14 protein-coding genes and 1 riboswitch are annotated in these 14,466 nt (G+C 28.0%); of the genes, 9 read left to right on the top strand and 5 right to left on the bottom strand.

Annotated elements, in window-relative coordinates; all coding sequences use genetic code 11:
- Positions 1 to 392: 392 nt before the first annotated feature.
- Together Q0H31_RS07985 and Q0H31_RS07980 are read right to left on the bottom strand one after the other, a co-directional pair.
- A complete protein-coding gene (locus Q0H31_RS07985) occupies positions 393 to 659 on the bottom strand; it encodes an HPr family phosphocarrier protein (protein ID WP_295297067.1) in 267 nt (88 codons plus the stop codon).
- Positions 660 to 2,531: a transcription antiterminator gene (locus tag Q0H31_RS07980; RefSeq protein ID WP_295297065.1), complete on the bottom strand. Its 1,872-nt coding sequence runs from the start codon at positions 2,529 to 2,531 to the stop codon at positions 660 to 662.
- Between the two features lie 181 nt (positions 2,532 to 2,712).
- On the opposite strand from Q0H31_RS07980, the gene Q0H31_RS07975 reads away from it, so the two are divergent.
- The 7 genes from Q0H31_RS07975 to Q0H31_RS07945 all read left to right on the top strand — a co-directional run bounded on the left by Q0H31_RS07975 (position 2,713) and on the right by Q0H31_RS07945 (position 9,743).
- Positions 2,713 to 3,021 carry a PTS sugar transporter subunit IIB gene (locus tag Q0H31_RS07975; RefSeq protein ID WP_295297063.1) on the top strand — a complete coding sequence of 103 codons (309 nt, stop codon included), beginning with the start codon at positions 2,713 to 2,715 and terminating at the stop codon, positions 3,019 to 3,021.
- Positions 3,022 to 3,075: 54 nt separating this feature from the next.
- The gene (locus tag Q0H31_RS07970; protein ID WP_295297061.1) at positions 3,076 to 4,158 is read left to right on the top strand and encodes a MupG family TIM beta-alpha barrel fold protein; all 1,083 of its coding nucleotides are present in this window, start codon (positions 3,076 to 3,078) and stop codon (positions 4,156 to 4,158) included.
- A 50-nt stretch (positions 4,159 to 4,208) separates the two neighbouring features.
- Entirely contained in the window at positions 4,209 to 5,543 is a 1,335-nt protein-coding gene (celB, locus tag Q0H31_RS07965) for a PTS cellobiose transporter subunit IIC (protein WP_295297060.1), read from the top strand.
- Positions 5,544 to 5,563: 20 nt separating this feature from the next.
- A complete protein-coding gene (locus Q0H31_RS07960) occupies positions 5,564 to 6,949 on the top strand; it encodes a glycoside hydrolase family 1 protein (protein ID WP_295297059.1) in 1,386 nt (461 codons plus the stop codon).
- Positions 6,950 to 6,976: 27 nt separating this feature from the next.
- Complete coding sequence (locus Q0H31_RS07955; RefSeq protein WP_295297057.1) at positions 6,977 to 8,308, top strand: 6-phospho-beta-glucosidase; 1,332 nt, start codon at positions 6,977 to 6,979, stop codon at positions 8,306 to 8,308.
- Between the two features lie 21 nt (positions 8,309 to 8,329).
- Positions 8,330 to 8,650 carry a PTS lactose/cellobiose transporter subunit IIA gene (locus tag Q0H31_RS07950; protein ID WP_295297055.1) on the top strand — a complete coding sequence of 107 codons (321 nt, stop codon included), beginning with the start codon at positions 8,330 to 8,332 and terminating at the stop codon, positions 8,648 to 8,650.
- 79 nt (positions 8,651 to 8,729) lie between these two features.
- Positions 8,730 to 9,743: an alpha-hydroxy-acid oxidizing protein gene (locus tag Q0H31_RS07945; protein WP_295297053.1), complete on the top strand. Its 1,014-nt coding sequence runs from the start codon at positions 8,730 to 8,732 to the stop codon at positions 9,741 to 9,743.
- 120 nt (positions 9,744 to 9,863) lie between these two features.
- On the opposite strand, the gene Q0H31_RS07940 is transcribed toward Q0H31_RS07945, so the two are convergent.
- Positions 9,864 to 11,222, bottom strand: a complete 1,359-nt coding sequence (locus Q0H31_RS07940) for an 8-oxoguanine deaminase (protein WP_295297052.1) — start codon at positions 11,220 to 11,222, stop codon at positions 9,864 to 9,866.
- 19 nt (positions 11,223 to 11,241) lie between these two features.
- Positions 11,242 to 11,338: riboswitch (purine riboswitch) on the bottom strand.
- Positions 11,339 to 11,668: 330 nt separating this feature from the next.
- On the opposite strand from Q0H31_RS07940, the gene Q0H31_RS07935 reads away from it, so the two are divergent.
- A complete protein-coding gene (locus Q0H31_RS07935; protein ID WP_295297050.1) occupies positions 11,669 to 12,424 on the top strand; it encodes a hypothetical protein in 756 nt (251 codons plus the stop codon).
- A 20-nt stretch (positions 12,425 to 12,444) separates the two neighbouring features.
- A complete protein-coding gene (locus tag Q0H31_RS07930; RefSeq protein WP_295297048.1) occupies positions 12,445 to 13,071 on the top strand; it encodes an MBL fold metallo-hydrolase in 627 nt (208 codons plus the stop codon).
- A 205-nt stretch (positions 13,072 to 13,276) separates the two neighbouring features.
- Here Q0H31_RS07930 and Q0H31_RS07925 read toward each other — a convergent pair whose 3' ends face one another.
- Together Q0H31_RS07925 and Q0H31_RS07920 are read right to left on the bottom strand one after the other, a co-directional pair.
- Positions 13,277 to 13,714 carry a hypothetical protein gene (locus Q0H31_RS07925; RefSeq protein ID WP_295297047.1) on the bottom strand — a complete coding sequence of 146 codons (438 nt, stop codon included), beginning with the start codon at positions 13,712 to 13,714 and terminating at the stop codon, positions 13,277 to 13,279.
- A gap of 55 nt (positions 13,715 to 13,769) precedes the next feature.
- Positions 13,770 to 14,426 carry an IS1595 family transposase gene (locus tag Q0H31_RS07920; protein WP_295297045.1) on the bottom strand — a complete coding sequence of 219 codons (657 nt, stop codon included), beginning with the start codon at positions 14,424 to 14,426 and terminating at the stop codon, positions 13,770 to 13,772.
- Positions 14,427 to 14,466: the final 40 nt, after the last annotated feature.

The raw sequence follows: 14,466 nt of genomic DNA, 5'->3' as shown, positions 1-14,466 counted from the left end.
TTGGGGCAAAGCCCCAATTATAAATTTAAAATACTAAAAAAATAAACAGTATAACTATTTATTAATTTAGTTTTGAAACAAGTCTAATGAAGTACACATTATTTAGCTGTAGTAAAAAGAACAATAAAATTTTTATTTTTTATTAATTGCGTGGACTAACACCTGCCCCCACTTCTTTTTGCGACCGAAGGGAGTCCTTCAGGGCGACCGAAGGAAGTACCTTTAGGTATTGGCACAAAGAAGCAAAAAGACTGAATTATTAGCTTAAATTTAGGTTTTACTATATATTTAGATATATATTCTAACATATAAAATAAAAATATTTATGCCTTTTTAATAATTAAAAGCTTAAATAAAATTTATATAACAAAATATAATTTTTTAACTATATATTAAAAATTCGTTTTAAAAAAATCTAATATGTTTTCTTTAGCTTTATTTTCCTTTGACTTATTCTCGCCTTTTATATTAATATTTATCTCATCTCCAACTTTTAAACCTAATTGCATTATGCCTATTATCTTTTTTATATCTTTTGATATATTATCTTTTATTATAGTAACATCACATTCACTGTCTTTAGCTATTTTAGCAAGCTCGCTTAAAGGTCTCGCATGTATGTTATTAGTATTGTTAATAATATATTTAAAACTTTCCATTTATTCTCCTGAAGAATTTTTTAATAAATACATTAAATTGTCAAAACTTTTATTTTCTATCAGCTTTATAACATTTTTTTCGTTTAACAAAAAGTCAACAGTATATTGATAAAACTTCTGTAAGTTATCATCTTTTTTATTCGATACAGAAATTAAAAACACAACCTGAACATTATTTTTATACCATATAATAGGCTTCTCTAATACAGCTACAAATACAAATGTCTTATCCGTTACAATTTCAAAAGGATGCGGAATTGCAACCAAGTTTCCAAAATCTGTTTCTGATAAGCTTTCTCTCTTCATCACCAAATCATAAAAATTATCTGGTATATCAATATAGTTTTTAATATTTTTGCATATATTTTTTATAATCTCCTCTCTGCTGTTTCCTTTTATATTTGTAGAAAATAATTTTTTATTATAATAATTATTTAAAAAATCATTTTCAGATAAATCTAAAACATTTTTTACTTTTATAATGTCATTGGTTTCCAAAAACAGCCCTATATGCACAATTGGAACAGGCACTTGGAAAACTATAGGCACTGTAGAAAATATATAATCCACCTTAGAAAAATCAAACTCTTTGAGCATTATCAAATCTGTAGTATAAATATTTTCTATATAGTCAGCAAACTCTTTTTTATATTTATGCATAAGAAGCTTTGAAGTTGTTTTTCCGCTTCCGCATACTATTAATATATTTAACTTCTTTATTTTTTCATTATTTTCTTCTAAAGCTATCTGAAACAATAATGCCAAAAATCCAATTTCATCATCTGATATTTCTTTATTATAATATGTTTTAAGTACGGTATTAGCCTCTGATGCTATTAGATATGCTAAAGAATAATTAGTCTTTATATCACTTAGCATTGGATTTTTTTGTAAAACATTATACCTTATTCTTATATCAAGCGGTATCATATGATGATTAAGCAAAAGTCTTAAGTTTAAATTATCTCTTAAATCTATTTTTAAATTTCCGTATATCAAATCAAGCATATCCTGAACTACATTATCCAACTTATTTTGTATAATATAATTTTCAGTATTTACTAATAAACTCTTTGATGCTATATGAATTGCTATAAAAATTGTTTCTATATCATTTAATTTTATATCTAATTCTTTTTCTAAAATATTTGCTAACTTTTTTGCTAATTTCAATTCTTCTTTTTTTACATCTTTTAATATATTATCATCATTATAATCGCTTATATTTTTATTTTCCTTTATTCTCTCTATCGATACAGAAATATATAATATAAAATTTTCTAAGTTTACTTCAGATAATTTTATATCATTCTTTTTTATAAAATCAATTACTAAATCTTCTATAGTTTTATTTATATATTTTTTATCGTATATTTGCTGTTTTAAATAATAATCTATTATACAATTTCTAATATCAAATTCTTTACCAACTAATTTAATACCATAATTTGGTTTACGTTCTATTTTTAAATTATAATATTTAATATTATCTTCTATAATTTTTAATGTATTTGTGAGAGTTGTTTTAGATATATCTAATGCATTAATAAGGTTATCAGATTTTATATAAGTGTTGTTATTATTTATAAGATGCTCAAATATATATTTTAATCTATATTCAAAATCATTAAATATATGTGCATTAAGATTAATATTTGATACATCTTTATGATTATCGCACTCTAAAATATAACCGTATCTTGCTTTTGATACTACTCTAATTCCTGTGTTTTCTAATTCTTTATTTAGTTCCGCTATTTTTATTCTTACAGTTTTTTCGCTTATTTGTAATTTTTTTGCCAGCATTTCTGCTGTGATATATGACTCATTAGAGATAATGGACAATAGTTCTTTTATATATTTACTTTTCATAGTTCATATAAGCTCATAATAATATCTATATTATTATATATCATTATTAAAAAATAATATACAAAATAAAAAAATAACACACAAAAAATTACCAGATTAAAGTAGAAATTTTATTGTTTGAGTTATTAAGATAAAGTGTTATCTTTATAATATATAAAAATAAAAAGAGAGGTAAATATATATGACTAAAATTTTATTATTATGTTCAGCAGGAATGTCTACAAGCATGGTTGTAAAAAAAATGAAAGAATCTGCTGCTAAAAAAAATATTGAAGTAGAAATAGAAGCAGTGAGCACTGCAAGATTTAATGAACTTTTAGATAGCTATGATATATTTTTACTTGGACCGCAAGTTAAATTCCAACTTAAAGAATTCCAAGCTAAAGCTAAAGCAAAAAATAAACCATTAGATGTTATAGATTTTAAAGATTATGGTATGATGAATGGCGAGAAAATATTAGATTTCGCTTTAAACTTAAAAGTTGAATAATAATAATATAATAATAAACAGCTTAATTATATTTAATTTATTAGGGTATATTTTATGAGAGAATTAGGGATTTCAATTTATCCTTTCCATTCCAAAATGGAGGATAGTAGAGCGTATATAGATTTAGCTTCCAAATACGGATTCACAAGATGTTTTATGTGTTTATTATCTGTTAATCATTCTAAAGAAGAGATTATAAAAGAGTTTTCTGAGATTATAAATTATGCAAAGGAGAGAGGAATAAAAACAACTTTAGATATTTCTCCTGCTGTGTTTAAATCTTTAGATATATCTTATGATAATTTAGAGTTTTTTCATAAATTGGGGGCTTGGGCTATAAGATTAGACTTAGGTTTCAGCGGAAATGAAGAGAGCTTAATGACTTATAATGATTATAATTTAAAAATAGAACTTAATATGAGTAATTCTACTTCATATATAGACACTATAATGAATTATTATCCTAATAGAGAAAATTTAATAGGCTGTTACAATTTTTACCCTCATGCATATAGCGGATTAGATAAAAAACTATTCTTAGAAAGTATGAGCCGTTTTAAAAAACATTCAATAAAATCATCAGCTTTTGTAAACGCTAAAGAAGCAAGTTTCGGACCTTGGCCTGTAGATGATGGTATATGCACTTTAGAAGAGCATAGAAATCTGCCTATAGAAATACAGGCTATGGAATTATTTTTCTTAGGTGCAGACGCTGTATTTATTGCAAATTGTTATGCTAATGAAGAGACTTTCAAAAAACTTCAAAACTTAGATAAAAGACTTATAACATTAAAGGCTAAATTATTAGATAGTATTCCACAGATAGAGAGAAAAATTGTACTTGAAGAACTTCATCAAAACAGAGCAGATGCAAGCGAATACTTTATTAGGTCATCAAACCCTCGCGTAAAATATAAAGGAAATAATTTTAAGATATTTAATGCTGCTCCAGAAATTAAAAGAGGAGATATACTTATAGATTCTTCAGAATATGGAAGTTATGCAGGAGAATTACAAATAGCATTGAAAGACATAAAAAATACTGGCAGAACAAATGTTGTCGGCAAAGTTAATGAAGAATATTTATTTTTGTTAGATTATATAAATATGGCTCAAAGATTTAAAATAACAGAATAATTTTCTTAAATAAATACATATATACATATATTAATTATTGGAGATTAATAATGAATGATAAACTAATGACTTTTATAGAGAGTAAAATTTTGCCTATAGCTGGAAAAATAGCAAGCAATAGATATTTAAATGCAATAAGGGACGGTTTTGTTTTTGCTATGCCATTTTTAATTATAGGTTCATTTATACTTTTAATATTAAACTTACCTTTTACAGACAAAAGCAACTTTTTATATATGGAATGGTATACTAATCTTATGAATTCTTTCAAAGCTGATTTAGTACAGCCATTCTATGTTAGTATGGGCATAATGTCATTGTTTGTAGCTTATGGAATAGGCTATTCATTATCCGGACATTATCAGCTTAACTCTATAACAGGCGGATTTTTATCACTATTTAGTTTTTTACTTGTGTCTGCTAAAGTTGAGTATGTACCTATAGCAGAAGCTGTAGCAAAATCATTTTTAGTTGATGCTGATAGTTATATACCTGTAATGGACGTTAGATTTATGGACGCTAAAGGGTTATTTGTAGCTATTATATTTGGTATAATTTCTATAGAGATATTTAGATTTTTAGTTAAGAAAAAACTAATTATCACACTTCCAGAATCTGTTCCTCCTGCTATAGCTAAGTCTTTTGAGCTTTTAATACCTGTAGCAGTAGTTATAGTATTGTTTCAAGCATTAAATATCATTATACAAAAGAAATTAATTATGATGATACCTGAATTAGTGATGAAAATATTTGAACCGCTTCTTCATGTATCAGACTCTTTGCCTTCTATAATATTATTACTAATTATACATATATTATGGTTTGCTGGTTTGCACGGCACTAATATAGTTGATGCTATAGTAAAAGCAATTACTTTATCAAACTTAGCAATAAACCAAGCTGCATTACAAGCTGGAGAGCCTGTAACAAAAATATTTGCCGGCGGTTTCTTTGATTCTTATGTGTTTATGGGCGGTGTTGGTACTACTTTAGGTTTGGCAATAGCAATGGTGAGAAGCAAAAATGAACATATAAAATCTATTGGTAAATTGTCAATAGTGCCTGCTGTGTTTAATATTAATGAGCCTATAATGTTTGGTGCTCCTGTGGTTATGAATCCATTATTAATGATACCTTTTATATTTATACCTATCATAAATATAACAATAGCATATATATTAACAAAATTAAATATTGTAGGTCATGTTGTTACTTTAGTTCCTTGGACAACACCTGCCCCTTTAGGTGCATTGCTTGCTACTAATTTAAACTTTGGAGCTATGATATTAAGTTTTGTTTTTATATTTACTTCTTTTTTAATGTATAAACCTTTTCTAAAGGCTTATGAAATATCTTTAGAGAAAGAAGAAGGAAGTAATAAATAAATTAATAAGGCTTTTTTAATATGCAACAATATAAATTTAAAGATAATTTTTTATTTGGAAGCTCTACATCAGGACCTCAAAGTGAAGGTTTTTATAATAAAGCTAATAAAAGTATATGGGATTATTGGTTTGAAATAGCACCAGATAAATTCCATAATAAAGTAGGACCAGTATATACGTCTAATTTCTTTAGAGATTATAAAGAAGATATAAAATTAATTAAAGAAACAGGCCACAATGTCTTTAGAACTTCAATACAATGGAGCAGAATAGTAAAAGATTTCAAAACTTTAGAATTAGATGAAAAAGCAGTTGAGTTTTATAATAACGTTATAGATGAACTTATAAAAAATGATATAGAACCTATAATATGTTTGTATCATTTTGATATGCCTTTAAAACTTCAAGAGATTGGAGGATTTGAAAACAGAGAAGTTGTAGAACTATATGCTAAATATGCTTCAAAGATGTTTGAACTATACGGTGATAAAGTAAAAAAATGGTTTACATTTAATGAGCCTATAGTTGTTGCTGAGGGAGGATATTTATATAAGTTTCATTATCCTGAAGTTGTATCATTTAAAAGAGCTGTGCAAGTAGCTTATAATATGAACTTGGCAAGTGCAAAGGCTGTAAAAGCATTTAAGGAATCTAAAAAAGATGGAGATATAGGAATTATATTAAACCTCACTCCTTCTTACCCAAGAGATGAAAACAATAAAGAAGATTTAAAAGCTTCACATATATGCGATTTACTGTTTAATAGAAGTTTCTTAGACCCTGCTACAAAAGGAGAGTTTCCAAAAGATTTAGTAGAATTTGTAAAAGAAAATAACCTTACTCCTGTATGTGAAGAAAGCGACAAAGAATTATTAAGAGAAAATACTATAACTTTGCTTGGAATAAATTATTATCAGCCTAGGAGAGTGAAGGCAAGAGAGACTAAATTTGAGTCAGACACTTTAATGCCAGAAAATTTCTTTGAACCTTATGAAATGCCTAACAGACTTATGAATCCATACAGAGGCTGGGAAATATATTATAAGGGAATTTATGATATAGCTAAAAACATACAGGAAAATTATTCTAATATGAGATGGCTTATCACAGAAAACGGAATGGGTGTTGAAAATGAAGAAAGATTTATAAAAGGCGGCGTAGTAGAAGATGATTATAGAATAGAGTTTGTAACAGAACATTTAAAATGGCTTCACAAAGCAATAGAAGAGGGTTCTAATTGTCTTGGTTATTTAATGTGGACACCTATAGACTGTTGGTCTTGGCTTAATTCTTATAAAAATAGATATGGATTTATTCGCTGTGATTTAGAAACAGGAAAGAAAACAATAAAAAAGTCAGGTTATTGGTTTAGAGAGCTTGTTAAAAATAAAGGCTTTGAGGCTTGATTTTAATAAAAAATTGGAGGTATAAATATGTCAAATAAATTAAAAATAGCTACTATTGGGGGAGCTTCTTCATATACTCCAGAAATTATAGAAGGGTTTATAAATAGATACGACAAATTGCCTGTAGATGAACTTTGGCTTGTTGATATAGAGCCTTCAAAAGAAAGATTGGAAATAGTAGGAAATCTTTCAAAAAGAATGATAGAAAAAGCGGGATTAAAAGATAAATTCAAAATATTTACAACTTTAGACAGAAGAGAGGCTATAAAAGATGCAAGTTTCGTAACTACTCAATTGAGAGTTGGTTTATTAGATGCGAGAATAAGAGATGAGAGAATACCATTAAGTTATGGAATGATAGGTCAGGAAACTAATGGTGCTGGAGGTTTTGCTAAGGCATTAAGAACTATACCTGTAATATTTGATATTTGTAACGATATTAAAGAATTAGCTCCTAATGCTTATCTTATAAACTTCACTAATCCTTCTGGAATAGTTACAGAGGCAGTTTTAAAATATCACCCGGAAATAAAAATTATAGGTCTTTGCAATGTACCTGTAAACATGAAAAAAAGTGTGGCAGAAATATTAAAAGTTTCTGATGATGAAATTACTTTTATTGCCGGAGGTGTAAACCACTTCTTATGGGGAAGAGAAGTAATACATAAAGGTGTTGATAGAACTCAGGAAGTTTTAGAAAAATATTTAAATGGCTTTGAAAATGGACCTGCTAATATTAATACTGAAATAGCTTGGATAAAAGAACAGGTGCTTGATACTAAAATGATACCTTGTCCTTATCATAGATACTACTATCTTACAGATGAAATGCTTAGAGAAGAATTGGCAGAATATAGGGACGGAAAAGGCACAAGAGGCGAACAAGTAAAAGCAATAGAGAAAAAACTATTTGAAATATATAAAAATCCAGATTTAAATACTAAACCAGAAGAATTAAATAACAGAGGCGGAAAATATTATTCTGATTCTGCTTGCGAACTTATTAGTTCATTATATAATAATACCGGTAAAGAAATGATAATATCTACAAGAAATAACGGCACTATTGATTGTTTACCTAATGATTGTGCTGTTGAAATTACTGTTAATGTTTATAGAGACGAACTAAAACCTCTTAAACAACAACCTTTCCCTATTGAAGTAAGAGGATTATTGCAGCTTATGAAAAATTTTGAACAATTAACAGTAGAAGCAGCAGTTCATGGAGATTATAGTAAAGCACTTCAAGCATTAACTGTTAATCCATTAGTTGTAAGCGGAAAAGTTGCTAAAACTATACTTGATGAAATTATCAAGCAAAATAAAGACTATTTACCGCAATTTTATAAAAATAAATAATATACGAAATGGAGTTTAATTATGACAGAAGAACAAGAAAAGTTTATGGAAGAAAATGTATTTCCTATTATTAGTTTAGCAGGAGAAAGTAAGAGTTTAGCTTATGAGGCTTTAAGACTTGCCAAAGAGAATAAATTCAACGAAGCAGAAGAAAAAATGAAAGAAGCAGATTCTCTTCTTTTAAAATCTCATGAGTTTCAAACAAATCTCATAACAAGAGAAGCAGACGGAGAGAAAATAGAAATCACTATGCTTTTTGTGCATGCTCAAGATCATTTAATGACTGCTATGAGTGAAAAAAATCTCATAAAAGAAATGATTGATATATTGAAACAAAAATAATTTTTTTTAATTAAAAACTATTTTATTTATTTTTTTATTATATAATTATAAAATACAGTTTTAATTAAAGGAATTTTTTATGACATATAAAGAGATTATAGAAGTTGCAAAAGACTGCATGGGTTTTTGTAAGGCTTGTGCTATATGTAATGGCAGAGTATGCAGAGACTGTATGCCGGGTCCTGGTGCTAAAGGAATTGGCGATGTTGCAATTAGAAACTATGACAAATGGAGAGATATAAGGCTTAATATGGATACAATAGCTTCAAATGAAGATGTTGATACTTCTTTTGAGTTATTCGGTAAAAAGTTTAAGTATCCTATATTTGCAGGACCTGTTGGGGCAGTTAAGCTTCATTATGGAAATAAATATGAGGAAGAAGAGTATAATGATATATTAGTAAAATCTTGTGCCAATGCTGGTATTGCTGCTTTTACTGGGGATGGAACTAATCCTAATGTAATGATTGCTGCTACTACTATGATAAAAAAGCAAAATGGCATAGGTATTCCTACTGTTAAGCCTTGGAATATAGATGTGATAAAAGAAAAGATGAAATTAGTTGCTGATTCTAATGCTTTTGCTGTTGCTATGGACGTTGATGCTGCTGGGCTTCCTTTTTTGAAAAATCTCACTCCAAAAGCTGGAAGTAAAACCGTTGATGAACTAAGACAAATAAAAGAGATTGCTAACAGACCATTTATAATAAAGGGAATAATGACAGCTAAAGGAGCTAAGAAGGCAGTTGAGGCTGGAGCTGATGCTATAATAGTATCAAATCATGGAGGAAGAGTACTTGACCAATGCCCTTCTACTGCTGAAGTTTTACCTGAGATAGTTGATGCTGTTAGAGGAAAAATAAAAATATTAGTAGACGGCGGTATTAGAAATGGTACTGATATATTAAAAGCTCTTGCTATTGGTGCTGACGGTGTCGTTATTGCGAGAACTTTTGTTATAGCTGTTTATGGCGGAGCAGAAGAGGGAGTTGAATCATATACAGCTCAATTGGGTGCTGAACTTGAAGATGCTATGACTATGTGCGGTGTTCATAGCCTAAAAGAAATAACTAGAGACATTGTGAGATTTTAATATAAAACTAAAAAACAGAAAGGCTTAATAATATTCCTTTCTGTTTTTTATTATAATAAGTTTATAAAATATTTACAAAAATATATAACATTATAAATATTTAACATATTTTTACATAATTTATATCATAGACAAATATTTATTTTCTGTTTCATCTGCAAGCTTGTACATCTTCTCTTCATCTATGCTAATTAGTTTTCCTTTCTCAACAACAACTTTTCCATTAACTATAGTATAATCCACACTTCCTTTCCAGCCTATAGTACCAAATAAAGATTTAGCATCAAAGTTAGCACCAACCATCTCTAATCTTCTCATATCTATCATAAATAAATCAGCAGCCTTACCAACTTCCAAACTTCCTATATCATCACGTCCTAAAACCTTAGCACCTCCATTAGTAGCAATTTTTAATATATCATAAGCACTAGGAGCTTTATCACTTGAGTTAAGTCTATGAAGTAAATAGCATACTCTCATCTCTTCAAGTAAACTAGAACCATCATTACTTGCACTTCCATCAACAGCAAGCCCAACAGGAACGCCTAACTTAAGCATTTCAGGTATTTTGCATACTCCAGAACTTAACTTCATGTTTGATATAGGACAATGTGCCACACCTGTTTTTGTATCAGCCAAATATTTTAACTCTTCATCATTAAAGTGAATCCCATGTGCATACCAAACATCTTCACCAACCCAACCCAATGTTTCCATATATTCCAAAGGACGCATATTAAACTTTTCTCTTACAAATACTTCCTCATCTTTAGTTTCGCATAAATGTGTATGAAGTCTTACTTTTAAATCTCTTGCCAAAACTGCAGATTGTTTCATTAACTCTCCTGTTACATTGAAAGGAGCACAAGGAGCTAATGCTACCATACTCATAGAATATTTTGATGGGTCATGATATTTTTCTACTACTCTCTCACAATCTTTTAAAATATCATCTAATGATTGAACAACAGTGTCAGGCGGAAGCCCTCCGTCTTTTTTGCTTAAATCCATACTTCCCCTTGAAGCATACATTCTTATTCCTAAATCTTTAGCTGCTCTAAACTGAGAATCTAATAGCATTTCTGAATTTTTTTGCGGAAATAAATAATGATGGTCAAAGCAAGTAGTACAGCCTGTTTTTAATAATTCTCCCATTGCTGTAATAGAGCTGTAATAAACAACATCATGATTTAAATTCTTCCATATTTCATAAAGATTAGTAAGCCATTCAAATAATTCCATATTCTGTACTTGCGGAAGGTTTCTTGTAAATATTTGAAACAAATGATGATGAGTATTGATAAGTCCCGGATATACAAAACAGCCTGAAGCATCTATCACTTTATCAGCATTTTTTTCTTCTTTACCAATATAGGTTATAACTCCATTTTCTATTAAAATGTTGCTATTACTATGAACTCTATCATTACCATCGCAAGTAACTATTGAAGAAGCATTCTTTATAAATAGACTTGACATATAAATCACCCCTTTAATTAAAATAAGGCACAAAACTTATAGTCAATTATTTAGGTAATTGGTAGAAACGTTCAGCCGTATTATGAACTTATATAAGCATAAATATTTTGCCCATATATAAGTATAGTGCTTTTTTACCCTATGTCAATTAAATATAATAAATTTTATTTACACACCCCACCCTATATATTTTTTGCCTCATTTTAAAACAATAAAAAACTTTTTCTTTATTGTTTCACTAAAAAATATAAAACCCACCCAAGCTTTTATTAATTATTATAATATCTCTTAACGCACGGTTAATGCATTTATATTTATAAAAAAATTATCATAATTAGCTAACATATATATTAAAAACATACTCTGCGTGCGGTGATGCGGTAAATAATATATTTTTTTCTTTTATTATATATTGAAATTTGTATTATTAAGTTTATTATATAACAATGAAAAAATTAATAATTATTTTTGCAGTATTTACATTTAATATTTTAAATGCACAATACTATTCATATACCAATATAAAAAATTTACCTCAAAATGAATATTTCACCTACAAAGGAATATCTTCAAAAAAAGATAAAGCAATAATTATATACACAGAAACTTCTATTGATAAAAATTACTGGAATATAAAAGAAACATACATTAGAGGAAATGTAACAAATAAATTAAAAGACCCTTTCAAATTGGAAGAAAGTTTTTTAACTAATATAAGAAAATCAGAAAACTACTACACAATAGATTTAAAAAATATGCGTACAGTGTATGCAAAAAATATAGACCATTATGAGTTTGGAAACATTGAATACACATTTGATATAAGAAAAAAAGTAGACTATACCAATAATGCAGGAAGTTTAGCAATATTTTCTATGTACGGAATATACCAAATTGCAAGAGCTTATCCAATAGGCTCTACAAATCAAATGAGTATTATTATGCCGACATCAAGCCCAGACAGTAAAATTAGAGCCTATGTTGTATATAATGGAATAAAAAAAATAGACGTTAATAGCAATCAAAAATATGCTTATGAAATGGAAGTAAAAATTGAAGGCATACCTTTTTCTATATTTCTTCCAAAAATGGGGGCATATATAGAAGAAAATGATAATTCAAGAAAAATAATAAAATATAATTCTATTACTGGAATGTTTGATAATATAGATATATATTTAACTGATTATAAATCTAAATAAAAAAATTATGGAGTAAAATAATGAGTGAATTAAAAGTAAATTGTATTAACACAAATATGTATGGAATGAACTCTTATATAGTTTCTGTAGAAGATGAAGCTATTATAATAGATATTGCTAAATTATCATTTGGATATGATGATTATACAAAACTATTAGAAGGCAAAAAACTTATTAATGTATTATTTACACATGGACATTTTGACCATATGTCTGGTGCTGATGATATAAGAGAGATTTATAAAGATACAAAGCATGCTGTATATAAAGACGATTATGATTTCTTTCAGGATGCTGATTTAAATGCAAGCGGATATTTTGGAAGAGGTATAACATGCCAAAGCCCAGAAATAAAGTTTAATGATGGGGATACTTTCAAATTAAAAGACAAAGAGTTTAAGGTAATACATACTCCGGGGCACACAAGAGGAGGAGTTTGCTATTATACAGAAGGTCATTTATTTTGCGGAGATACTATATTTGCTTACGGCATAGGGAGAACCGATTTAGAGACAGGAAACTATGCAGAAATTGAAAACAGTATAAAAAATGTTATATACAATCTTCCAGATTATACATTGCTTTACCCAGGTCATGATGCTTACGGCTTTAAGTTATCGCAAAGAAAGAAGATGGGGATAATGTGATTTATATTAAAAATTTGCACTTTATAAATTGTAATATTTTTAAATATTTGCATTGATTTTACCTTAACCAAAAGGAGCAAAAAAACTGCAATTTTATATACTAAAATTATACTGAAAATTATATAACTAATTTTATTAAGCTCTTCTGAAATAAGTCTAATAAAAAGCCCGCCCTAAAATATTAAGACAGGCTTTTATTAATATATTATTTTGTTGTATTTTGACTTGCGGCTGGGTCTAGTACTTTTTCTAATGTTCCTTCATAAGTACCTGAATATAATGATACCCCTTGACTTTCCACAGTCAATACGTGATTACAATTAGGAGTTTTACTATTTGTAAAATCAAATTTATATTTAGAAGTCATTTTTACTCCTTCTTGTGTATCTTCAAAACTAAATTCAAATACATTATCAGATACTTTATTAATTTTATCTAAAGCTATTGTTTGTTCAGTAAATACATCTTTTATACTGCCGTCTGCATTAATTGTAAAAATTACATTCAGATCTCTTTTGTCTGGTATATCACCGCTTTTGTAGTTTAGTAATCCCCCCCATGTTCCTTGAAACTTAACTACTTCTTCTTTTGTTGGCGGTGTAATTTTAGGGTCTGTGTTCTTATCACCGCAGCTAATTGCCAAAAAACTTAATACAATAGTAATAATTAATAAAATTTTTTGGGGCTGACCCAGATAACTAAAAAAGCTCCTTTTTTGCTAAATTATATATAATTTCCAATTGTTTGTCAACTTTAGGATTATTAAATCTAAATTGACATTCTTTAATAAATAAGTGAAAATGTTCTTTTGGTATTCCATTAAATTTACGAAGATGTCTTTTCGCTTGATTCCAAAAATTCTCTATACCATTAATATGGTTCTTTTCTTCAGCGAACTTTTCACTATGATTAATTCTAAAGTGCCTAAATTCTGATACATCTAATACATCATAACTATGATAATAATCTGAATAAACTATGCTGTCAGGCTGTACTTTTTGCCTAATAATTGGTATTAAAGTGCTTATTTTGGTATTATTTATCATTTTTACATATACTTTTCCTCCTCTTTTTAATAAACCAAACACTGGCATTTTATCTTTAGCTCCTCTTCCTCTTTTTCCTTTTCTTTTACCTCCAAAATAACTCTCATCAACTTCTATTTCTCCATTAAAAAAATCTTCTTCTTTTTCTTTCTCATATTCAAATATTAATTCTCGTAAATGATGATAATATAATATCGCTGTTTTACGATTAATTCCAATAAGAGCAGAGGCAGTCCTTGCTGTAGTTCCTGCTACAAAATGCTCTATTAATTTTAATTGTTTTTCTTCACTTAATTTACTACGTTTCATACTTAAATTTTAACAAATTTAAGTTATCTGGGCCAGCCCC

The sequence above is a fragment of the uncultured Brachyspira sp. genome, assembly GCF_934747485.1.
In the GTDB taxonomy this organism is placed as follows: domain Bacteria; phylum Spirochaetota; class Brachyspiria; order Brachyspirales; family Brachyspiraceae; genus Brachyspira.
This window is presented reverse-complemented; position numbering and strand designations above follow the sequence as displayed.

What these genes read in the sequence shown, in the direction of transcription:
- Q0H31_RS07985 (WP_295297067.1), bottom strand. Translation starts at nt 659, where the DNA reads ATGGAAAGTTTTAAATATATTATTAACAATACTAATAACATACATGCG.
- Q0H31_RS07980 (WP_295297065.1), bottom strand. Translation starts at nt 2,531, where the DNA reads ATGAAAAGTAAATATATAAAAGAACTATTGTCCATTATCTCTAATGAG.
- Q0H31_RS07975 (WP_295297063.1), top strand. Translation starts at nt 2,713, where the DNA reads ATGACTAAAATTTTATTATTATGTTCAGCAGGAATGTCTACAAGCATG.
- Q0H31_RS07970 (WP_295297061.1), top strand. Translation starts at nt 3,076, where the DNA reads ATGAGAGAATTAGGGATTTCAATTTATCCTTTCCATTCCAAAATGGAG.
- celB (WP_295297060.1), top strand. Translation starts at nt 4,209, where the DNA reads ATGAATGATAAACTAATGACTTTTATAGAGAGTAAAATTTTGCCTATA.
- Q0H31_RS07960 (WP_295297059.1), top strand. Translation starts at nt 5,564, where the DNA reads ATGCAACAATATAAATTTAAAGATAATTTTTTATTTGGAAGCTCTACA.
- Q0H31_RS07955 (WP_295297057.1), top strand. Translation starts at nt 6,977, where the DNA reads ATGTCAAATAAATTAAAAATAGCTACTATTGGGGGAGCTTCTTCATAT.
- Q0H31_RS07950 (WP_295297055.1), top strand. Translation starts at nt 8,330, where the DNA reads ATGACAGAAGAACAAGAAAAGTTTATGGAAGAAAATGTATTTCCTATT.
- Q0H31_RS07945 (WP_295297053.1), top strand. Translation starts at nt 8,730, where the DNA reads ATGACATATAAAGAGATTATAGAAGTTGCAAAAGACTGCATGGGTTTT.
- Q0H31_RS07940 (WP_295297052.1), bottom strand. Translation starts at nt 11,222, where the DNA reads ATGTCAAGTCTATTTATAAAGAATGCTTCTTCAATAGTTACTTGCGAT.
- Q0H31_RS07935 (WP_295297050.1), top strand. Translation starts at nt 11,669, where the DNA reads ATGAAAAAATTAATAATTATTTTTGCAGTATTTACATTTAATATTTTA.
- Q0H31_RS07930 (WP_295297048.1), top strand. Translation starts at nt 12,445, where the DNA reads ATGAGTGAATTAAAAGTAAATTGTATTAACACAAATATGTATGGAATG.
- Q0H31_RS07920 (WP_295297045.1), bottom strand. Translation starts at nt 14,426, where the DNA reads ATGAAACGTAGTAAATTAAGTGAAGAAAAACAATTAAAATTAATAGAG.